General features: G+C 59.5%; 17 protein-coding genes. 10 read left to right on the top strand and 7 right to left on the bottom strand.

The window, feature by feature from the left end:
* Positions 1-77: 77 nt before the first annotated feature.
* Positions 78-488, bottom strand: coding sequence for a RidA family protein (locus IEX85_RS13515; RefSeq protein ID WP_188861140.1), 411 nt, complete (start codon positions 486-488; stop codon positions 78-80).
* Between the two features lie 178 nt (positions 489-666).
* On the bottom strand, positions 667-1,404 hold the full coding sequence (locus IEX85_RS13510; protein ID WP_188861139.1) for a sulfite exporter TauE/SafE family protein: 738 nt from the start codon (positions 1,402-1,404) through the stop codon (positions 667-669).
* A 159-nt stretch (positions 1,405-1,563) separates the two neighbouring features.
* On the opposite strand from IEX85_RS13510, the gene IEX85_RS13505 reads away from it, so the two are divergent.
* The 8 genes from IEX85_RS13505 to IEX85_RS13470 all read left to right on the top strand — a co-directional run bounded on the left by IEX85_RS13505 (position 1,564) and on the right by IEX85_RS13470 (position 10,104).
* The gene (locus tag IEX85_RS13505; protein WP_188861138.1) at positions 1,564-2,493 is read left to right on the top strand and encodes a LysR substrate-binding domain-containing protein; all 930 of its coding nucleotides are present in this window, start codon (positions 1,564-1,566) and stop codon (positions 2,491-2,493) included.
* Positions 2,494-2,721: 228 nt separating this feature from the next.
* A complete protein-coding gene (locus IEX85_RS13500; protein ID WP_188861137.1) occupies positions 2,722-3,714 on the top strand; it encodes an amidohydrolase family protein in 993 nt (330 codons plus the stop codon).
* Positions 3,715-3,941: 227 nt separating this feature from the next.
* On the top strand, positions 3,942-5,402 hold the full coding sequence (locus IEX85_RS13495) for a 2-hydroxymuconic semialdehyde dehydrogenase (RefSeq protein WP_188861136.1): 1,461 nt from the start codon (positions 3,942-3,944) through the stop codon (positions 5,400-5,402).
* Positions 5,403-5,415: 13 nt separating this feature from the next.
* On the top strand, positions 5,416-6,201 hold the full coding sequence (gene dmpE, locus IEX85_RS13490) for a 2-oxopent-4-enoate hydratase (protein WP_188861135.1): 786 nt from the start codon (positions 5,416-5,418) through the stop codon (positions 6,199-6,201).
* A 143-nt stretch (positions 6,202-6,344) separates the two neighbouring features.
* Positions 6,345-7,256: an acetaldehyde dehydrogenase (acetylating) gene (locus tag IEX85_RS13485; protein WP_188861134.1), complete on the top strand. Its 912-nt coding sequence runs from the start codon at positions 6,345-6,347 to the stop codon at positions 7,254-7,256.
* A 17-nt stretch (positions 7,257-7,273) separates the two neighbouring features.
* Positions 7,274-8,302 carry a 4-hydroxy-2-oxovalerate aldolase gene (gene dmpG / locus IEX85_RS13480; RefSeq protein WP_188861133.1) on the top strand — a complete coding sequence of 343 codons (1,029 nt, stop codon included), beginning with the start codon at positions 7,274-7,276 and terminating at the stop codon, positions 8,300-8,302.
* A 135-nt stretch (positions 8,303-8,437) separates the two neighbouring features.
* Complete coding sequence (dmpH, locus tag IEX85_RS13475) at positions 8,438-9,229, top strand: 2-oxo-3-hexenedioate decarboxylase (protein WP_188861132.1); 792 nt, start codon at positions 8,438-8,440, stop codon at positions 9,227-9,229.
* Between the two features lie 476 nt (positions 9,230-9,705).
* On the top strand, positions 9,706-10,104 hold the full coding sequence (locus tag IEX85_RS13470; RefSeq protein WP_188861131.1) for a thiol-disulfide oxidoreductase DCC family protein: 399 nt from the start codon (positions 9,706-9,708) through the stop codon (positions 10,102-10,104).
* On the opposite strand, the gene IEX85_RS13465 is transcribed toward IEX85_RS13470, so the two are convergent.
* Positions 10,098-11,423, bottom strand: coding sequence for an ABC1 kinase family protein (locus IEX85_RS13465; RefSeq protein WP_188861130.1), 1,326 nt, complete (start codon positions 11,421-11,423; stop codon positions 10,098-10,100). The two genes, IEX85_RS13470 and IEX85_RS13465, sit on opposite strands and share 7 nt — an antisense overlap.
* Positions 11,424-11,678: 255 nt before the next feature.
* On the opposite strand from IEX85_RS13465, the gene IEX85_RS13460 reads away from it, so the two are divergent.
* Entirely contained in the window at positions 11,679-12,551 is an 873-nt protein-coding gene (locus IEX85_RS13460) for a hypothetical protein (RefSeq protein WP_188861129.1), read from the top strand.
* Between the two features lie 626 nt (positions 12,552-13,177).
* Positions 13,178-13,837, top strand: a complete 660-nt coding sequence (locus IEX85_RS13455) for a GAF domain-containing protein (RefSeq protein WP_229721927.1) — start codon at positions 13,178-13,180, stop codon at positions 13,835-13,837.
* Between the two features lie 73 nt (positions 13,838-13,910).
* Here the strand turns inward: IEX85_RS13455 and IEX85_RS13450 are convergent, their stop codons facing one another.
* The 4 genes from IEX85_RS13450 to IEX85_RS13435 form a co-directional block, all read right to left on the bottom strand.
* The gene (locus IEX85_RS13450) at positions 13,911-15,170 is read right to left on the bottom strand and encodes a hypothetical protein (RefSeq protein ID WP_188861127.1); all 1,260 of its coding nucleotides are present in this window, start codon (positions 15,168-15,170) and stop codon (positions 13,911-13,913) included.
* Between the two features lie 12 nt (positions 15,171-15,182).
* The gene (locus IEX85_RS13445; protein WP_188861126.1) at positions 15,183-15,965 is read right to left on the bottom strand and encodes an outer membrane lipoprotein-sorting protein; all 783 of its coding nucleotides are present in this window, start codon (positions 15,963-15,965) and stop codon (positions 15,183-15,185) included.
* Between the two features lie 141 nt (positions 15,966-16,106).
* A complete protein-coding gene (locus tag IEX85_RS13440) occupies positions 16,107-18,470 on the bottom strand; it encodes an efflux RND transporter permease subunit (protein ID WP_188861125.1) in 2,364 nt (787 codons plus the stop codon).
* Between the two features lie 2 nt (positions 18,471-18,472).
* Positions 18,473-22,618, bottom strand: a complete 4,146-nt coding sequence (locus IEX85_RS13435) for a non-ribosomal peptide synthetase (protein WP_188861124.1) — start codon at positions 22,616-22,618, stop codon at positions 18,473-18,475.
* Between the last annotated feature and the right edge of the window lie 11 nt (positions 22,619-22,629).

The raw sequence follows: 22,629 nt of genomic DNA, 5'->3' as shown, positions 1-22,629 counted from the left end.
TCCATTACAGACATGAATACCTGGTATTACGATTACACACACCTGCCAAGCTATCACTTCAATGTCTTTCTATTATTTTATTGTGGCAGGTAAGCGGTCACTTTTATTTCGACTACCAGATGCGGATGGGGCAACTGATGAACGGCCACAGTTGTTCGAGTCGGCCCATCGTAGCCAAAGAACTCGGAATACACCTCGTTATACCCTCCAAAGTCGTTCATGTTGACCAGAAAGCTGGTTACGTCGACGACATCATCAAGACTCGCGCCAACCGCAGAGAGAATGTCCCGTATATTATTGATAACCGCTCGGGTTTGGGCGCGAATATCCAGATTGGCAACGCCCATCGAATCAACTTCAACGCCTTCGAAATTGTTATTCGGCAGGCGGGAGCTGGTACCCGATACAAATATGAAGTCTCCGGCTCGCTTCACATGGGGAAAACTGCCGCGCGGCACGGCTTTATCTTTAATAAGGACGGAAGACATGGCGGACCCTATACATTGGATATTGTTAGAATGTTAACTTTCTCCACCATCTTAAAGCCTTGCAGAACAGACCTATATTCACATATTGCGGCTCAGGTATTAGCAATGCCTATATCAAAAACCGGGAGGCATTCAGGTTGTCGCTGTCCTGCCCCCGCGGTCCAGGACAGCGCCGAGATCAAAGAACCTGCAGGATCAGGCCCGCTCCGCCAATCAGCATCAACAGGTAGACCAGTTGGTAAAAGAGCTGCTGCTCCCCGGACCGCGCGCGCAACCATTGCCCTGCGGCAATACCGACAAACACAGGTCCACAGGCCAGCATCGACTGCCCTACCCCTGACAATGTCAGATTCAGCTGTAGCCCCGTGCTCAACATAAAGCCAAGATGCCCGACCAAATAGAGGCAGGATATGGTTGCCACGAACTGTCGCGGCGGCAAGCCGGCAGAGGACAGGAAAATTACCAGCGGCCAACCGTACAGGGATGTTGAGCCGCCAATGAGCCCGGCGGTACAACCAAAGACCACCGCCAATGGACGGCGTACTGAAGACGAGATCGAAAGCCTGTACCCGGTCAGACACAGCAGCGAAAAGGCAGTCATTGACACACCAACCATAAGCGACAGGAACCTAGAATCCGCCGGCAGCAGCAGATACCCCCCAGCTATGCCCAGCAACAGCGATACGGCGAGAACCGAAAACCAGTGGTTGTCTAACAGTTCCCGGGGGAGATTGCGTGCTTGCCATAGGTTTGCCAGCAACACTGGCAGCACCATCAGCGCAATGGCCCGATCCATCGGCAGCAGCATTGCCAGCGCAGGAATAGCGATCATCGGCAAGCCGATGCCGGCATACCCCTTGATACCACCAGCCACTCCAAGCGCAGTGGCACTATATATAAGCTCCAATGGCGTCAACTCAGCCCCCTCCATTTCTGAACCGGGGACAATGTAGCACCGGTGGAGCGGAAATCAGATTCGATTCCCCTGACATGGATATAATCCAGGTCTATATCAAAGACAGCTGGCCCTTTGATATATAGAATAACAGGCACGCTATGCATCATGAGGCTAGAGATGGATATCGCACAGAAGGTGATGTCCCGCATCAAGTTGCGCCAACTGCAGCTGATCGTCGCCATAGACGACACCAAAACGCTGCGCGGGGCCAGTGACAGCATTGGTATGAGCCAGCCCGCGGCGACCCAGTCGTTACGGGAGCTGGAGGCTGCGCTCGACTGCAAATTGTTCGAAAGGACCAACCGAGGCGTGGTACCCACAACATACGGTGCGTCGTTGGTCCGTCATGCCCGCTCCATTTTGACCCAGGTGCGTCACGCCGGCGAAGAGTTGTCTGATCTGGCATCCGGTGCCGGTGGGCGCATCGTTGTCGGCACCCTGCTGGCGGCAGCTGCAATTGTCCTGCCCAGGGCCATCGAAAGAATGCGAGAAGTCCGTCCCAACCTCATCATCAAGGTGATAGAGGGAACCAACGACATACTGATGCCGCGGCTTCTAAGGGGAGATATCGACTTGGTGATCGGCCGCTTGCCGGAGTACGAGTATCGCCAGGGCACCGAACAACTCCACCTCTATGATGAAGACATCATTGTCTTTGCGTCCCCGGGTAATCCGTTGACTGCCCACGCCCGGGTTACGCTTGAAGAACTCAGCCGCTGTGATTGGGTGCTGCCCCCCATTGAAACGACACTGCGAGCGCAGCTGGAAAAAGCGTTTTTTGACGCGGAGCTCGAACCCCCGCGCTGCGTGATCGAATCGACTTCCTGGCTGACCAACAGTTACTTGTGGCGCAATACCGAGCTGATCGGTGTCGCACCGGCCCATACCGTCGAGAGCCGGATCGCCCGTGGCGACCTGATCCGCTTGCCGGTGGACCTGAACCAACGGCTGGGACCCGTCGGCATTTCCGTCCCCAAGGGAAATGAGCCATCCACCGTCGTCAAATCCTTTATCCGCGAGCTTCAGCTTGTCAGTCGGGAGCTCTAGACTCCCGATTCCCCTTCCGCTGGCAGACAGGCCCCACCTCCGGCACTGGTGTTGTACTACGTCGCCATCACTCGACCGCCTTATATAGGCATTACTTATATCCAAAGCGGTTTATTTGATTTTTACTCGATGTCCGGCAGGGCTAGGATCACCTCCATCACGCCGATCTTCCCGGGTACACCAGGCTGGAAGACGGCCCACGAATCTTCATGAGGCTGGTTCAGATATATGTCTGTCATCGATATTCACAATCACTTTATTCCCCACAGTTGGCCGGATCTGGCGGAGAAATTTGGCGGCGACTGGCCCTGGATGAAACACCAGGACGCGGACAAAGCCATGCTGATGTTCGGAAACAAGGAGTTTCGACCGGTGACTTCGGCGGTCTGGTCCGCCGAGCAGCGTCTGGCGGATATGGATCGCGACGGTATCGATATCCAAGTGATCAGCGCCACTCCCGTGCTCTTCGCCTATGGCCGCAACGCCAAAGAAGCCGCTGAGTGCGCCCGTCTTTTTAACGATGCCGCAAGGGAACTCTGTGCCATCAACCCCGACCGCCTGATGAGCCTGGCACAGGTGCCGTTGCAAGATGTGGATCTGGCGTGCACCGAAATCAGCCGCATCATGCGTGAAGGCCACCTGGGCGTTCAGATCGGCAATCACGTTGGCGACCGGGACCTCGATGACGAAGGCATCATGACCGTGCTGCAGCATTGTGCGGCCGAAGGCGCCGCTGTTCTGGCCCACCCCTGGGACATGAACAAGACGGTGCGCAATTCGCGTTATATGTTGCAGTGGCTGGTGGAAATGCCCGCCGAGACAGAACTGTCGATCCTGTCGCTGATCCTGAGCGGCGCCATCGAGCGCCTGCCGAAAGACCTTAGGCTGTGCTTTGCTCACGGCGGCGGCAGCTTCCCCTACCTGCTTGGTCGCATCGACAATGCCTGGAGACATCGAGATATCGTTAGACAGGACTGCCCGGAATTACCCTCCAGTTATGTCAATCGATTCTATGTCGATACCGCCGTATATAACGACGGCGCACTTAAACTGCTGCTTGATGTTATGGGGGAAGATCGAGTGCTGTTCGGTACCGATTATCCCTTCCCGTTGGGAGAGCAGGTCATGGGTGAACTGGTGCGTACCTCAGCTCACCTAACCGAACATCAGCAGCGAAAACTACTGGGTTTAAATGCCAAACGCTGGCTGGGAATTGATTAACTCCCAAACTAACCGATATTGGCTGCTTTCCGTTTTCGATTCCTGCCAGATAATTCAGCAGAGAGTGTCAAGCTCAAAAAAGCAGACTTCCAATATTCAAAAGCGGTTCCAATATCCGGTGATTTCATCAATCTGATACCGTGCAATAAAAACCCAATATCGGATCGTTCTAGACAGCCGTTCAGCAGTGCTGATTCGACGAATTTTGAAGCCTGAGGATTTACGAGATGAAAGAAATAAAAAACTTTATTAATGGCGAATTTTCAGAGTCTTCATCCGGAAGAACGTTCGAGGACAGAAACCCGGTGGACAACAGCTTGATTGCAATTGTCCATGAAGCCGGCAAGAAGGATGTGGATGCAGCCGTCGCAGCCGCTCGGGCGGCCTTGAGCGGCCCTTGGAGCGAGATGACCCAGGCTGAGCGCATCGAACTGCTTAATCGGGTCGCCGACCGTATCAATGAGCGATTCGACGAGTTTCTCGAAGCGGAATGCAAGGATACCGGCAAACCCTACTCGATGGCGTCCCAGATCGACATTCCAAGAGGTGCTGCCAACTTCAAGGCTTTCTCCGAGATGCTGGCGAACCAACCTACCGAAGCATTCAAGACCGATACTCCGGATAATCTTGGCGCCCTGAACGTCGGACACCGTCGCCCTAAGGGAGTTATCGCGGTGATCGCTCCCTGGAACCTCCCGCTGTTGCTAATGACATTCAAGGTTGGACCCGCCCTGGCCTGTGGCAACACGGTGGTCGTCAAGCCGTCCGAAGAAACGCCGGCTACTGCAACCCTGCTGGCAGAAGTCATGAACGAATGCGGCGTTCCTAAGGGGGTTTACAACGTGGTGCATGGTTTCGGTCCAGGTTCGGCCGGGGAGTTTTTGACGACCAACAAGGACGTAAACGCCATTACCTTTACCGGGGAATCCCGTACCGGGCAGGCCATCATGCAAGCCGCGGCTGTAGGCCTTCGCGATATATCGATGGAGCTGGGAGGTAAGAATCCTGGCATCGTCTTCGCCGACTGCGACCTGGAAAAGGCAGTCGAGGGCACCATGCGTTCCGCTTTCGCCAACTGTGGTCAGGTGTGCCTCGGTACCGAACGCCTGTACGTCGAGCGGCCGATATTCGCTGAGTTCGTCGAGCGCTTAAAGGCGCGGGTAGCTGCACTCAAGATAGGCCGACCGGAAGACGAGAGCGTCGACTTCGGCCCGCTCGTGAGCCAGGAGCATAAGAAAAAAGTGCTTTCGTACTACCGTCTTGCAGTAGACGAAGGCGCAACTGTCGTGATTGGCGGTGGTGTTCCGGATATGGGCGAAGCGCTGAACGACGGAGCCTGGATCGAGCCGACCATCTGGACTGACCTGCCCGACGACGCCCGAGTAATCCGCGAGGAGATTTTCGGGCCCTGTTGTCATATCCGCCCGTTCGACTCCGAAGACGAAGTGATCGCCCTTGCAAACGACACAGACTACGGTCTCGCGGCAGCGATCTGGACCGAGAACAGCTCGCGCGCGCTTCGCGTCGCCGAACAGATCGAGTCCGGCATCGTATGGGTCAACAGCTGGTTCCTGCGCGATCTTCGCACCGCTTTTGGCGGCTCGAAGACTTCTGGCATCGGTCGCGAAGGCGGTACCTATTCACTGGAGTTCTACACCGAACACAAGAACATCTGTATCAAGCTCTGAACCGGAGAAAACAATGGAACAGAACCAGATAATTGCGCTTGGCGACGAACTCTATCAGGCAATGCGCAAGGGCGAAACGGTGACGCCGCTGACAACGCGCTTCCCCGATATCAGTGTTGAAGACGCCTACCACATTTCGCTGCGGCTGCTGGAGCGGCGGCTCGAAGCCGGCGAGCGGGTGATCGGCAAGAAGATCGGTCTGACCTCGAAGGCGGTGCAGCGCATGCTCGGCGTCGATCAGCCGGACTTCGGCTTCCTGACCGACAAAATGGCGTTCAGCCAGGGTCAGGAGATGCCGATCTCGGAGCAGCTGATCCAGCCCAAGGCCGAGGGCGAGATCGCCTTCATCCTGAAGAAGGACCTGATGGGGCCGGGTCTGACCGCGGCCGATGTGCTGGCGGCGACCGACTGCCTGCTGCCGTGCTTCGAGGTGGTGGATTCGCGCATCGAGAACTGGCAGATCCAGATCCAGGACACGGTGGCGGACAACGCCTCATGTGGTCTCTTCATCCTCGGTGACAGTGCGGTCGACCCGCGCAAGGTCGACCTGCGCACCTGCGGCATGGTGGTGGAGAAGAACGGCGAGGTGATCAGCACCGGCGCGGGCGCGGCGGCGCTTGGCAGCCCGGTGAACTGCGTCGCCTGGCTGGCCAATACCCTGGGCACCTTCGGTATTCCGCTCAAGGCCGGTGAGGTGATCCTGTCGGGCTCACTGGTACCGCTGGAGCCGGTCAGGGCCGGCGACTTCATGAGCGTCAGCATCGGACGGCTTGGTAGCGCCTCGGTGCGCTTCAGCTGAGAGGGCATGGGGGCGCCGCACCTGTGGGAGTGATACCTGTGGGAGTGGCGTCCTCGCCACGAATGCATGGCACCGTTTCGCAAGGCTTCGCGGCGGGGCGCCGCTCCTACGGTTCGTGCCATGAGCGAATACAGGATTGAATCATGATTAAAAAACTGAAAGCCGCGATTATCGGCCCGGGCAATATCGGCACCGATCTGCTGATGAAGATGCAGCGGTCCGAATGGATCGAGCCGGTGTGGATGGTCGGCATCGACCCGGATTCCGAAGGCCTCAAACGTGCCCGCGAAATGGGCATCAAAACCTGTTCCGAGGGCGTCGACGGGCTGCTGCCGCACGTCATCGCCGACGATATCCGCGTCGCCTTCGACGCCACCTCCGCCTACGTTCACGCCGAGAACAGCCGCAAGCTCAATGAGCTGGGCGTCATTATGGTCGACCTGACCCCGGCGGCGATCGGCCCCTTCTGCGTGCCGCCGGTCAACCTCAAGCAGCACGCCGAGCGGCTTGAGATGAACGTCAATATGGTCACCTGCGGCGGCCAGGCCACCATCCCGATGGTGGCTGCGGTGTCACGGGTGCAGGGCGTCGAGTACGGCGAGATCATCGCGACCGTTTCGTCCCGTTCGGTGGGCCCGGGCACACGCCAGAATATCGACGAGTTCACCCGTACCACCGCCGGCGCGGTGGAGCAGGTCGGCGGGGCGAAGAAAGGCAAGGCGATCATCATCATCAACCCGGCCGAGCCGCCGCTGATCATGCGCGACACCGTGCACTGCTTGACCTCCGGCGAACCGGACCAGGCCGCGATCACCGCGTCGGTCCACGCCATGGTGGCCGAGGTGCAGAAGTATGTACCGGGCTACCGCCTGGTCAACGGACCGGTGTTCGACGGCAACCGGGTGTCGATGTTCATGGAGGTCGAGGGCCTCGGCGACTTCCTGCCCAAATATGCCGGCAACCTGGACATCATGACCGCCGCGGGTCTACGCACCGCGGAGATGTTCGCCGAGGAAGCGGCGAACGGCACCATCACATTGCCGGCACGCGGCTAAGCGGGGAGAAGCAACGAATGAATCTTAAAGATAAGAACGTCGTTCTGCACGATATGAGTCTCAGGGATGGTATGCACGCCAAGCGCCACCAGATCAGCCTTGAGCAGATGGTCAATATCGCCACCGGGCTTGATGAAGCGGGCATGCCGCTGATCGAAGTGACCCACGGCGACGGCCTCGGCGGTGCCTCGGTCAACTATGGCTTCCCCGCGCACTCGGACGAGGCATACCTCAACGCCGTGGTGCCGAAGATGAAGCAGGCGAAAATCTCGGCGCTGTTGCTGCCGGGCATCGGTACCGTCGATCACCTGAAGATGGCGCGCGACTGCGGTGTCTCGACCATTCGCGTCGCCACTCACTGCACCGAGGCCGACGTCTCGCAGCAGCATATCGGTATGGCCGCCAAGATGGAGATGGACACCGTCGGCTTCCTGATGATGGCGCACATGGCCAGTCCCGAGAAGATCCTCGAGCAGGCGAAGCTGATGGCCGGCTACGGCGCCAACTGCATCTACTGCACCGATTCCGCCGGCTACATGCTGCCGGACGAGGTTAGCGAGAAGATCGGCCTGCTGCGCAGCGAACTGCCGGCGAATGTCGAGATCGGCTTCCATGGCCACCACAACATGGGGATGGCGGTCGCCAACTCGCTGGCGGCGATCGACGCAGGCGCCAGCCGCATCGATGGTTCCGTGGCGGGCCTGGGCGCCGGCGCCGGCAATACGCCGCTGGAGGTGCTCTGCGCGGTGCTCGAGCGGATGGGCGCCCACACCGGCATCGATCTCTACAAGATCATGGACGTCGCCGAGGACCGGGTGGTGCCGCTGATGGACCAGCCGATCCGCGTCGACCGCGACGCCCTGACGCTGGGCTACGCCGGCGTCTACTCCTCCTTCCTGCTGTTCGCCAAACGGGCAGAGCAGAAGTATGGCATACAGGCGCGCGACATCCTGGTCGAGCTGGGCCGTCGCGGCACCGTCGGCGGCCAGGAAGACATGATCGAAGACCTGGCATTGACCCTTGCCAAGCAGAAAGGCCTGGCGTGATGCGGCATTGAATGGGCGGTGCCGTTCGCTTCGCTCAGGGGCACCCTACGTAGGGCACCTTGAGCGCAGCGAAACGTGCCGCAATCGAAGCGCTCCGCACGGCACTCCAGCGGACGAACAGATAGGACCGAACCAATGGGTAACCTGAGCAAGCAACAGATCGAAGAGCTGGCGATCCACCTGGAAAACGCCGAACTCGACGCCTACGAAGTCACCAAGATCACCGACGACTTCCCGCAGATGAGCTACGAGGATGCGTTCGACATCCAGTGGGAGATCCGTCGTCGCAAGGAAGCGCGCGGCCACAAGATCGTCGGCATGAAGATGGGGCTGACCTCCTGGGCCAAGATGGCGCAGATGGGCGTCGAACATCCCTGCTACGGCTTTCTTGCCGACTACTTCAGCGTACCGGACGGCGGCGACATCAAGCACGCCGAGCTGATCCACCCGAAGATCGAGGCGGAGCTGGCGTTCGTTCTAAAGGAGGAATTGAAGGGGCCGGGCGTGCATATCGGCGACGTGCTGCGCGCCACCGACTTCGTGGTACCGGCGGTCGAGGTGATCGACTCACGCTACAAGGACTTCAAGTTCGACCTGAAAAGCGTCATTGCCGACAACTCCAGCTCGACGCGTTTCATCACCGGCGGGCGCATGGCGCCGCCGTCTGAGCTGGACCTGAAGACCCTCGGGGTCGTCATGGAGATCAACGGCGAGGTGGTGCAGACCGGCGCGGGTGCGGCGGTTCTGGGCCATCCTGCGGCCTCGGTGGCAATGCTGGCGAACATGCTGGGCGAGCGCGGCGAATCGCTGGCCGCCGGAAGCTTCATCATGATCGGCGCCATCACCGCGGCCATGCCGGTGAATCCGGGCGACAACTTCACCGTGCACTATCAGGACCTGGGATCGATCAGCGGCCGCTTCGTATGAGGTAAAGCGAGAGGCATTAAGCCGTACGCTTTCCATAGACCGGGTGATAACAATTCGGTATCACCCGCTAAACAGGTATTGCGCGACTCGAAATCAACCGCGAAGCAACCTACCGAAACAACCTTGATCGTTATCGGCGACTGTTCAATAAAAAATTATAATGTGCCTGGCACTTACATCCAGCTACCCACTTCACGGTAAGCGGCGTAACTCCTAATTCTTAACGTTCTGACAAGCACGGCGGGTATGGATTGGCAGCCTCCATAGACTATTGTGGGACACAGCGTCGCGAGAGCACAGTCAACCCCCCGCTTTCCGCCGTCTAGAATATCTGGATATGATTGGTAGACAGGAATCACCCGGCCCCTCAAACCAGCCGAAGCCCTCGCGCCGGCTGTACCCTCCAGGTGTGTATGGTCCGAGCTCCCGGCAGCGGCGTACTTCAGACGAAATTACCCACGTTTAAGGAAGTCAGAATGACAAGGGGAGCTGAAACCACTGCGAAACCGATCGTTTTCTACGACGGCAGCTGCCCCCTATGCCGGCGTGAGATCGGCCACTACCGCCGGCTCGACCGTGCCTGCGCCGTTGACTGGCGCGATATTCATCGCAACGGTGCGGCGCTCGATGCTGCAGGCATCACCCCGGACGAAGCGATGCGCCGGCTCCATGCGCTGGAGGCCGGTGGAGAGATCAGCACCGGTATAAACGCGTTTTTGGTCATCTGGCGGGCCTTGCCGCGCTATCGCTGGCTGGCGGCGCTGATCGAGCGGTGCCATCTCACCCGGCCACTGGAATGGCTCTACACCCGCTTCGCCGCATGGCGCTATCGGCGTCGATGCCGGACGTGCTGCACCGCACAGCCCCGTCAATAATGCTGGAACAGCCTGCCGACGTCCACCCGGGCTCCGAGACGGGACGCCAGCAGGTAAAGGCCACCCATTTTCCGATGCAGGAACAGCACGTCAGCCGGCGGCGTATGCCAGGCGGCAGGATCGCGGCTGACGGACATCCCCCGGGACTGAATCCGGCGCGCCAGGTCGGAACTGCCAAAGTCATAGGCGCCGGGGCTTCGCAGCGGTTCGGCCGCCAGCACGAAAATATCCAGAACGACATCGAGATTGGCGACCTCGCTACCGCGATGAAAGAACCCCAGCGCCTCGAGGGCCTCACGCAGCGCCCGGCGGTCCTCGCTCACCGCCGCTTCGATGGCTCGACGGTAGCCCCGGACGAAAGCCGGCGAAAACGCCCGCACCGCGCCGAAATCCAGCAGTATCAAATCGCCGGACTCCGTATCCACCCGATAATTGGCCGGGTTGGGATCGGTTTGTACAGATTGAAACTCGAGCAGCTCGGCGAAGAACAGGTCCAGCAACAGCGTCATCAGCCGGTCCGCCTCGTCGCTGCGGTGCCGAACCCGGGCCTCCAGGGGCTGCCCCTGCATAAAGCTCATGCACAGGATATCGGCTGTTGAGCGTTTGGCATGGTATAGCGGCAGGCGTACCCGATCCCTGTTGCGGAAACGACTCAACATTTCCCCGTAGGCGCTGAGCTGCTCACCTTCCCGACGGTAGTCAGCCTCCCGCTTGAGCTGCAGCCGGGCTTCCTCGATCAGCGGCGCCACATCGAGCTCGGCGGGCAGCAGGCCACTCATGCGCAACAGCGAGCAGACATTGTCGATATCGCTGTCGATGCTGCGCCGAACCCCTGGATACTGTACCTTGACCGCAAGATGCTCAGCGTCGACAGTGCGCGCCTCGTGCACCTGGCCGATCGACGCAGCGGCTATCGGTCTGAACGAAAAGCGGGAGAAGTCCTGCTCCCAGTCTTTGCCCCAATTGGCTTCCAGCACCGAGAACAGCTGTGCCTGTGGCATAAACTCGGCATCCGCCTGCAACCGCGCCAGCACCTGCGCAAGCTCCGGCGGCAGCACAGTGCCGGCATCCATCGACAATAGCTGCCCCACCTTCATCGCCGCCCCCCGCATCCGCGCCAAACGGTCCGCCAGGCGGCTCATATTCCCCGGCGTCAGCAACAGGTTCATCAGCTCCGGGCGCTCGCCGCGCACCAGCTGCCGGCCACCCTCGACCAACAGGTTGCCGGCGATCCCCCCGGCCAGCGAGCCAAGCCCGGCCAGGCGGGACAAGCGACTCTGTGGCACCCTGGCGGCTTTGGCTCGATTCGTCTGGCTCATCGCGATACTCTCTTTTGATTCAAGACCCGGGGGACCGAGCCTGTGACTGACTGTATGTATTCCTGTTACGCACCAGCCAACTGCCCGGATTGCCGAAGAGTGTGAATTGGGAAGAATACGAGAGCAAACCGGCGATCAGGCAGGCTCAGAAATCGCAGTCGGCACCAGGGCCTGTCTATACTTCAGTCGGCCTTGCAGTCAGGCCCTGTTGACATTGAACCGTGGCAATAAGCGCTACGCAAAGAGGGATAACCGATGAAACGTTCAATGGCCACCGCGCTCGCCATGCTGATGCCTGTGCTCGCCTTCGCAGAAAAACCCACCTCCTACGAGGAAACCGCGCCCGTAGCGCTCGGTGACGGCCACATTACCGCTTTCGGGGCCGTCGAGAATGGCGTGCCGCAAACGCTGGGCGTACGTTTCGATGACGCCGTGTTCGACAACGCACCGACCGAGGAAAGTGACGGCTACTCCGATATTCTGGACGAGAACGGCAACATTGTCTGGCACTGCTGCGGACACGAGCGCAGTCCCACCCTGCCCCGGAATATCGCCGAAACGACCCGATTCGAGCATATCGTCCTGAACTGGAACCCGGTGGGGCACCCGCCTCCGACCGGCATCTACCGCCCGCCCCATATCGACTTTCACTTCTACACCGTCTCCGAATTCGAGCGCATCGCCATCACGCCCCCCAGTGCGCAGGACATGTGCGGCCCGGGCATTCCGCTGACCTGCGAACAGTTCGAAACCGCCACCCGGCCGCTGCCACCGGGCCAGCATCCCGCCGGTTTCATATCGCCCGGCGCCGTGGAACCGCGCATGGGCAATCACCTGCTGTGGTCGGGCGCCCCGGAACTGAACGGCGGCGAGTTTACCCATACCTGGATTTACGGCACCTGGAACGGCTATATCAGCTTCTGGGAACCGATGATCACCCGCGAATTCCTGCAAAGTCACCCGAACAGCTGCTTCGACATTCCCGCACTACCGACCGCCGCCAAGAACATCGGCTGGTTCCCGACCGAGTACTGTGTCGAGTTCGACGAGGAGAGCGACCAGCACTTCGTCTACCTGACGGCATTCACCCGGCTGGGCCAAAGCAAGTGGGAAGACGGCGAAGACTAGGGAACCAAGAGTGATGCGCAGGTTTCCACGGCAGAGTCAGAAGCAACCCGCGGGCCCCACCTGAACGGATGGGGCCCGCTCTAAGCTATGATACTGTTCTCGCCAAGAATCATCGCTGCCGCGGGAAGATCACGCAGGGTACTCTTGCAGGGAAAAGCAGCCTGCGGCCCACCGAGCCCTGTTCCGAATTGCAGCATCCGCCCATGTGCTCTGACGGTATTCAAGGAATACCGTCAGAGCACATGGGCGAACCCGGGGCAATTTTTTACAGCCTGACCGGTGACATTTCACAGCCGTCCGGCAGTCGCCGCGTTAGCCTGACTCTGAAGACCGCCTTTGGCGGCCAGCGGAGAGCGGCATATGCAAGCCAGGGTTTGCGGCGTCCCATCTGACTGTCATCTGCGGTTGCCGTTATCCTTCCGGCCCCTTAGTTCCCGACCGCGGCGGTCTTCCCACCTGCAGCCACCGACCAGCACCCGGGAGATGACACCATGAGCATATTGCCCCCTTTAGTCCCCTTGTTCGCGGAGCGTCCCAGCGCCCCATCCCTCTCCAGCGCATCCCAGCCGTCGCGGACGTTACGGCAACTACTTGCGTCACTGAGCGAGAAGACCTGTTTGCAAGACGTGCTGCAACCACTTCCCGGCGCTTTGGCGGAGCTATTCGACGCCGAGCACTGTACGCTGTTTCTGGCCGAGGAGGTCCAAAGCGGTCCCGTCGCCTCGATTACCAGCATCGATCCGAACATGGCGCAGACAACCCTCACAGATCACGACAGCCATGACGTCCGGCAGGTCATGTCCGACGGACAGGCTCTGCTGATCGGGGGGCTACATGATCGGGATGACAGTACAGAAAACCAACCCTATGGCAGTACCTGCATGATGCTCTCTCCCGTGCGGGTGTCCGACAGGGTTTTCGCCGTAATCTCGGTCGCAGGACCGCGGCAGCGGCTCAGTTTCGACCAGCAGGATCTCGAACTGCTGGAAAGCATTGGCCTGTTCGTGGCGAAAACCATCCAGGCACTGCAGCTGAGAGATCAACTGGATTCCCGCCTGCTGCAACTGGCGCTGGCGCAGAGCGGCGGTAAGGTCTGCGATAAGGTCCAGATGGGATCGGTCTCCCGCCTCGACAGGATGACGCGGATAGTGGCAAGGTCCTTCTACAGGGAAATGACCCGGGCCGGCTTCGGTTCTCACCAGATCATCAGTGCCGCAACCCAGATCATTTCGGAGTTGAACGATAATCTGCAGCGGTACAGCAAACGCTCGAAAAGCACTGAATAAAGGTGATTGGATTCCACCCGCGAAAGCGTCCCGCAATACCGGGTCTCCAGTCTCCGCTCAAGCGGCGAAGTCGCTAGAAATACCGGGTCAGCTGAAGTGAAATGAAGCTGTCCCGTCGCATTCCGTACAGCGATTGGTCCTCATTCGGAACGTCGCTGAAAAACCGACCGATCAGACTGAGCCTGTAATCCGGTGCCAGCCGACGGCTGCCCTCGACATTGGTCAGTCGGGCCCCCGTTTCCCGATCAATAATCGTGCCGACCAGCAATTCACTGCTACTGACATCGTTCAGTCCCAGCCGCAATCCGAAAAAGAGGTCATCATCGAACGGAGTCGGCGCAGATTCGCCACGATCGTCGAACAGATATTCGAAAAGGACACCCAGATCCGCACTGCTGTCGCCGATTCCGACGAAGGTATACTCGAAGCCGCCGGTGAAGGCGAAATAGCGGTCGCCCTGGCCGTTGCGGGTAATGGCCTCGGCTTTCCAGAGGGTGTTCGCGCCCGTCAATTGAAGGTCCAGACCCGTTTGGTTGATCAGGTCGTAGCGAGGCCGCAATACCAAGGTCCCGTCATTGTCCAATGTCGGGATTAGTAAGGGGTCACGTGAAGTGCCATAAAAATGATAAAGGCCGATATCCAGATCACCCAGGGTCCGGAACCAGCGTACCGCGGCGTCGACATGCCGCTCCTCGGCGCCGGATTCATAGATGGGACGGTCGGTATCCACCGGCAGCGAAAAGCGCAGGCGTCCGTCACGGCCAGGAAAGGTCCGTTCCCGGAAGCCGGGCAGCACGAACAGATCCAGGATGCCCCAGGGACGCGCGAAGCTGAGATTAAGCATCGGCTGGCCCAGCTTGTCTTCGTCGTCGATGTCCTCGACGAAATCGGTCTGATTGACGATATCCACCAGGTGCTGGGACTCGGTAACCCCCCAGAACAGCTGGCGAATGCCCAGTCGCAGCTCCCAGTCGTCCGTCACCTTCAGCCAGCTGAGTTCACGTATGTCGAAATGGGTACGTTGATCATCATGCTGGTCCAGTCTCAGGAAGGGAGAGAATGACAGGCTCTGGTCACCCCCGTCCCACTGCCGGTAGTATTCGGGCTCGATGACCAGGGACAGATTACTGTGATGATCCTGTGCGGAGAAGGCGGCATCCTCGGGAAACAGGCGTAATTCCGCTCCAGCGGACCCCGACCACTCTCCTGCGAAACAGCGCACACAGGTCAGCAGCAACAACAGCCCGATGGCACACTGCCCACCCGCCGCCGATGACGTAATGCTGGGCGGAACCGGGTTGGCAGCGTGCTGAACAAATCCGTTTTGTTTCATGCTCGCGTATTTCTATCGTATCCGTTTCAGACTGTTGCGATTAAAGTCACTTGCCGTCAAACCGGTTCGGAATCGGTAATTGGTAATTTCCAGCGTAGTACTTTTCCCAGTCTGATGGTTCACCATCTCCATTCGCTCGGGCCGCCAGTACTGACCCAAATATTGCTGATAATCGTGGAAGGTCACCGTTTTTAGCTGCGCCCCTTTTCGGTCGTAATACTCGATCTTCAGAGGCTCATACATGTTCTTGTCGACCCACATTTCCTGCTTAGTATAGCCGGAATGCTCGTAGCTTGGATGTCGCTCGACAACCATGGTCTCGTGCCCGTCCAGAAGCTCGTCCCGCAGCCACTTGTAGCTGTACTTCTCCAGCTCCTGGGAACTGATATCCTCGTAGGCGAACTCGCTGCCCATAAAAGGTCCGGACTTGTTCGCTGACGAGATTCGCTTGATCCGTTTCAAGGCCGGCAGGTACAGCCACTGGTCGTCAGGATCAGTGGCATGGGTAAAGCTCAGAAAAGCCGTACCCCGCACATCGGCGGGACCGTCGAAGATATGCAGTGACTTGTCGCCATCGCCCTGAACCTCCAGGGTGCGGGCCCGGATCTCGCGATGGCTCTCGTCACCCCGACCGTTGCGCAGAACCATTTGCATATCGGCGGTCTGGTCGTTCCAACCGCTGTTACGACGGTCCATTTCCTGGGCGATGGCAAGCCCCTTGGACTCGGCGTTTACGGCCAGGGCCTCGGATAGCGGCAGAATTGTCAAGGTAATCAACAGCAGCAGTTCTTTCATGGGTGTTCTCCTCAGAATTTACCAGCATGGCTGACAGAAAGAACGAAAAGGTGAATTCAATCTACGCTGAGCCTATAAATAGATCAGCGCCCTCGAATGCAGTGATCGAAGACATCATTTCCGCTCTTAAATCCATCCGATTCAATGAGTCGAGATCGCGTTGACGGCATCACTTCGGGATTGGGCTGGGGCCGGCTCCGGCGCGGTATTTTTGGCGACCCGCCGAGAACCTTCCATCAACACCAGCAGTGCCGGCAACAGTGTAAGATCCAGCAACAGGGCCAGTGCGATTGCCAGGGCCGTGAGCAAACCCATGCCGGCATTGATTTCGAAACTCGAAAAACCCAGCACCGCAAAGCCACCACTCAGTGCGATGGAGGTAATGACCAGCGCGCTACCGACGCGGGCAAAGGTATATCGCACTGCGGCACGGGCGTCGTAACCAAGCGCCCGACGTGCATGCAGGTAACGGCTTATGATGTGCACGGTATCGTCCACCACGATGCCCAGTGTCAGGGCCGCGACAACGGACAACGCCATACCGACCTGCCCCACCAGCAGCCCCCAGATTCCGAATGCGGCCAGCGCCGGCAGCAGATTCGGCGCCAGGCTCAACAGCCCGTATTTCAGCGAACGGAATATCAGCACAAGCAGCAGAGAAATCACTACCAGTGCGATGGCCGTTCCGGTCAGCATGCTGGCGATATTGCGCATGCCGATCTGCGCGAACATTAGGGTGAGACCGGTTCCCTCGCTGAAGCGGATGTCGGTATCGTGGGCCTGCAACCACGCCTGTACACGCGCGTCGAAGGCCAGCACCTCGGCGCTGGAGAGATTCCTCAGGGTGGCGGTGACGCGGCTCGCGTTCTTGCCGGTGTTGATGCGGTCACGCAGGTCCAGACCGTAGGGCAGTGACATTTCATACATCAGCAGGTACTGCGCCGCCAACTCGCGAGACTCCGGCAGGCGATAGAACGCCAGGTCGTCCCCGTGCATATTACGATTCAGACGCTTGTAGATATCGGTAATGCTGTTGACGTGCAGCACTTCGTCCTGGAGGCGCAGCCATCCGGTGAAGGCATCCAGCGTACGCAGGTAATCCGGGTCGTTGACGCTGCCGTCGGTGTCACTGGCGATGGCGTAGTCGATATAGTAGATGCCCGTCAGGTTGTCGGTGATGAAATCCGTGTGTTGACGAAACTCGGTGCTGTCATCGAAGTACTTGACGAACTCATCGTTGAGAGAGATTTTGGCGATTCCGGCGCCAAGACCGACGGCAAGCGCCAGAGAACCCAGTGCGAACCGTGCCGGATGGCGGGTGATCGACAACGCCAGCCGGTCAAGACAGCCCTGTATGCGGTTGCTACCGGTGGCCGTGACTTTCGCTCTGAGCAATATCATCAACGCCGGCAGAATCGTAAGGGTGAAAAATAAAGCTGCCAGCACGCCCAGCGCGGTGATATTCCCGAGGTCGCGAAAGGGCGGCGCCTCGCTCGAGTTAAGGCAAAGAAAGCCGATGCCGGTGCTCACGCTGGTGATCAATATCGGTTTGACGTTGCCCTGCAAGCTGTTCAGCATGGCCGTCTTTTGGTCCTCGCCGTTACGCAGCCCCAGCAGGTACCCCGCGAGCAGGTGCACGCAATCGCAAATGGCGATGATAAGAATGATGTTCGGCGCGTTGATGCTGACCGGGTTGAGCAGTATGCCCAGCCAGCCGGCAAGCCCCATCGCGGAGACGATGGATAAAGTCAGCACCAGAAGTGCCGCCAGGGCCACGGCCAGGGAACCCATGATCAGCCCCATCAGGGTCAGCGCCAGTACCAGCATTGCCGGCACCAGCGTCTGCATGTCCCGCTCCGATGCCTCGGCAAAAGCGTTGTCCATCATCACCACGCCACTGAGATACAGTTCGATATCCGGGTAACGGACGCGTATGTCCGCCGCCAGGGCGCGCACGCGTTCCACCACCAGAGGAACGCTGGTCAGCTCCTTGCCCTTGGGGATATTGATGGTGACATTGATGCCTGTGAACCTGCCATCGGGGTCAATGGCGCGATGGCGCAGCAGCGGGTCCTCGAGTGCTACCCGGCGGACGGCATCCAGTTGTTCAGGGGTCAGCGACTTGGCGTCGGGTACCAGATCTTCGACGACAATATCGTCGCCATCGGCGTAGCTGTGCTTGAAGTTGGTGATGGAGTCGACGCGGCTGGAAAAGGGAATCTGCCAGGCGTCGGCGGTGAGTTGCTGCACCAGCGACAGCACACGATTATTGAAAACACCGTTCTTCGGCGCCAGCACAAAAAGAACGTTGTCCACCTTGGAGTAGGTCTCCTCCATCCGGTCAAGAGAGAGAATCTGCGGATTTTCAGGGCTGAAGTAGATACGCAGATCCGACTCGAAGGACAGCCGCGGAATGCCAGCGGCTGCGGCGGCGCATAGCAGCAGGGCAATCAGCATGACCGCGACCGGGTGTTCGGTTACGATGCGAAAGTAACGTCGTGACATCTTCATACTCCCCTGCCCTGCAAACTGCGGGCAATCGCTTCGGCGAGTGCGCTGGACTGTTCCGGCGCCAGCATGGTGATGTGATCGCCATCCACAAGCTGCACCTCTACGGGTCTGCTGGCATAACGCTGCCAGCCAAGACTCGACTGCGCCATGTCGCACCCGTGGTCGTCATGGTTGCGATAATCGTAGTGAGGATTGATATCGCGAGCGCGGAACAGGCTCACAGGAATTTTGTGAATATTGCCATTTTCGTCGTGATGCAGTTGCGCGTTGGCCGTGAACACTTGCAGCAATCCGCGGATTTGCGCCAGCGGCGTGTTGTCCGGCACCACTCCGGCGTCCGCCAGCAGCGAGCGCAGTTCACCGAGCTGCCTATCGTGACTCAGAGACTCCAGATCGCCGGCATCGAGTGACAGGTTCTGTCCGGTCATGTGCGCAATGCTGCCGACCAGGATGGCGATCCATTGGGCGTCACTGGGCGACGGGCCAGATCTCGGCGTGAAGAAATGCGGTGCCGGCGCGTCGAGGATCAACAATCGCTCGACCTCGTCACCGCCGGCGGCCAGTTGCTGGGCAATGGCGTAAGCGATCAGGCCGCCGACGCAATGGCCGCCGATCAGATAGGGGCCCTCGGGCTGCACCTGTCGGATTTCACGGATCATGGCAGCGGCAATTTCCTGCGGGTTGTGCAGCGGCTCTGATACCCCATCCAGCCCCTGCGCCTGCAGTCCATAGAAGGGTCGCTCATGGCCCAGCTTTTCGGCCAGCGGATAGAAATAAAGCACGTTTCCGCCGCCACCGGGGACAAAGAACAGTGGCGCGTTTTCGCCCCGTTCCTGGATGGCCACCAGGGAACCCCAGTTCTGCTGAGGCGGATCCCCTAACTGCCGGGCCAGTCCGGCGACGGTGGGGTATTGCACCAGGCTGGCAAGCGGCAAGCGTAGCCCCAGTTCGGTTTCGACGGCAGCCATAAGGCGCACTGCCAGCAGAGAGTGACCGCCGAGATCGAAGAAATTGTCATGGATGGACAGCCGCTGCACCGGCAGCAGGTCTAGCCAGAGGCGATGCAGCGTACGCTCCACCGCGTTGCGCGGCGCCATTGACGCCCCCTGCAGGGCACCTTCGAAGCGGTGCTCGGGCAGTGCACGGCGATCGATCTTGCCGTTGGGTGAAAGCGGTAGCGCAGGCAAAAATTCAAGCGCCGCGGGTACGCAGTGAGCAGGCAGCAACTCCGCCACCTGCCGGAGAACTGTCGCCGCATCGGTCTTGCTCTGGTCACGGGTGGCGAAGGCCAGCAGATAGTCGTCGCCGTCCGCGTGTGACCGCTTCAGCACCACCGAGTCGCGTACACCCTGACAGCGGTTCAGCATCGCCTCCACTTCACCGAGCTCGATACGGAAGCCACGCAGTTTCACCTGGTCATCCATGCGCTGCAGGTACTCGATGTTACCGTCGGCCAGGTAGCGCACCAGATCTCCAGTGCGGTAGAGCCGCGCCTCGGGATCGCTGCTGAACGGATCGGGGATGAATTTGCTCCCGGTCAGATCATCGCGTTTGAAGTACCCCCGGGCGACCCCGGTGCCGCCGATCAGCAGTTCGCCGTTGACGCCGACAGGAACCGGCTGCAGATGTTTGTCCACCACATGAATCCGGGTATTGGCAATGGGCCGGCCGATCGGCACCACGCTGCCCGCCTCGCCCGGCCGGCACTGCCAGGCGGTGACATCGATGGCGGCTTCGGTGGGACCGTAAAGATTGTGCAGTTCGGTATCCAGGCGTTCGAAAAAGCGTTGCTGCAGAGAGTGACTCAACGCCTCACCACTGCAGATAACACGCCGGATGCTATGGCAGAGAGACGCCTCCGGATTGGCGACGAACAGACTCAGCATGGAGGGTACGAAGTGCAGGGTCGTTATCTGTTCGCGACGAATGACATCAATCAGATATTCCACGTCCTTGTGACCATCGGGCCGTGCGATCACCAGGCGTGCGCCCGTCAGCAACGGCCAGAAAAACTCCCACACGGACACATCGAAACTGAACGGGGTTTTCTGCAGAACGCTGTCGCTGGCATCGAGTGGGTAGGCTTCCTGCATCCACAACAGACGGTTGCAAATGCCGGCATGGGTGTTCATGGCGCCCTTCGGGTTGCCGGTGGAGCCGGAGGTGTAAATCATGTACGCCAGGTTGTGTGGGCCGACCGGCAGCTGCGGATCGTCGCAGCCGTATTCCTCCAGGCTTAGTTGATCGACACAGACTATCCGGGCGTCCAGTTCAGGCAGGGACCTTAACAAGGGGGCCTGGGTGAGCACCAGAGGTGCTTCCATGTCGTGCAACAGAAAGGCTACCCGCTCGGCAGGATAATTGGGATCTACCGGAACGTAGGCTGCACCGGCCTTGATGATCGCCAGCAGGGCAATCACTATATCGAAGCTCCGGTCCATGCAGACGCCCACCTTGGTTTCAAGTGTCACCCCCTGGCGTAACAGGAAGTGGGCCAGCCGGTTGGCCCGTGCGTTCATGACTGCGTAGGTCATCTCCTCGTCACCGAACTTGAGTGCCACGGCATCCGGTGTTCGCGCCACCTGCGCCTCGATCAGCTGTTGCAGATTGTCGTGGGGCTCATACTCGCGACCGGTGTCGTTCCAGTCTGCCAGTTGCTGTTGCTCCGCAACGCTGAGCAGATTCAGACTGCCGATACGCGAGTGCGGCGCGCTGACCATAGATTGCAGCAGCGTTTGATAATGCGTCGCCAACATTTCCATATGCTGCTCACTGAACAGACCCGTGTTGTATTTCAGACTCCCGAACAATTGATCGCGGCAGTCGGTCAGTTCCAGTTCGAGCTCGAACTGGCCTTCCTGCTGATCGAGCGGGTATTGGCGGATGCCCAGGTCTGCCCACTGAACGCGCGGACCCTGCCGCCCCGGCGTCCAGCCTTCGGCAAGCGACTGCCCGGCTTCAGGTCGCTGATATACGAACGAGGCCTGAGAAAAAGGCGTAAGTGCAGGCGAGCGGCGGGGGTCGACCACTTCGACGACCGAAGCAAAGGGGTACTGCTGATGTTCCAGCGCCTCCAGTACCCTGCGCTGCACCCGCTGCAGGAAATCCACCAGGGTCGGGTTGTCCTGCATCGACGTGCGCAGGATAACCGGATTGACGAAGTAGCCAATGCTGCGTTTGAAACCGGCCTGCAGACGCCCTGATGTGGGTGAGGAAACGCAGATGTCATCCTGCCCGGAATGACGCGCCAGCAAACAGTACCAGGCTGCCAGGAGCAGCGAGAAGCAGGTAATGCCCTGCTGCCTGGCCAGCGCCCTCAGGTCACTGGCCAACGCCCCCGGGACCTCGAAATAGAAGCTGGCGCCGTCGTAACCCTGCAGTGGCGGTCTCGGCCGGCTGATGTCCAGAGTGAGCGGCGGCTGATCCGGGGCCAGAGTCGTCGTCCAGTAGGACCGGTCGGCAGCTCCCTGCTCGCCCGACAGGTACCGCGCCTGCTGCCTGCAAAATTCACGATAACTGCGGACCGGGTTGAGCCGTACCTCGGTTTCCTCCCGGCACAATGCCCGGTACAGCAGCGCCAGCTCCTCCATCAGAATCCACAGCGACGCAGCATCGATAGCGATGTGGTGCACCACCAGCAGGAACACACTTTCATCCTGCGCCAGCCGGTAGCAGTTCGCCCGCACCGGTGGCGCCGTGGTGAGATCAAACGGCAGACGGTAGTCGCCGACGATGCGCGCGTGAAGCTGCTCTTGTGAGAGGTCGCGCGCATCGATGGATCTCAGTGCGAGGTCGGCGCGGGCATGAATCCGCTGCACATTCTTTCCTTCGCTCACCGCGTAGCTGGTACGCAGAATTTCGTGGCGCTGCACCAGCAGATTGAGCGCCCGTTCCAGCAATACCGGATCCAGGCCTGAATCAATATGAAACGCCATAGCGACGTTGTAGGCGGCGTTTTTCGGTGCACTCCGGTGAATAAACCAGAGCGCCTCCTGGCCCCTGGACATCGGGACCAGGCTGACTGTATCGCGACTCCTGTTGCCGAGCAGTTCTTTCATCAGCGCTTTTTTCTCGTCGATACTCATCTGTTCCAGAGGTACGGATGCCTTGTCGACGGCAGTGGCTGGTTCCTGGGCTGTCATGGATCTGTGCT

This window comes from Marinobacterium nitratireducens, from assembly GCF_014645375.1.
In the GTDB taxonomy this organism is placed as follows: Bacteria; Pseudomonadota; Gammaproteobacteria; order Pseudomonadales; family Balneatricaceae; genus Marinobacterium_A; species Marinobacterium_A nitratireducens.
Note: the sequence above shows the minus strand (reverse complement) of the source record. Positions and strands in the feature narration are given on the sequence as shown.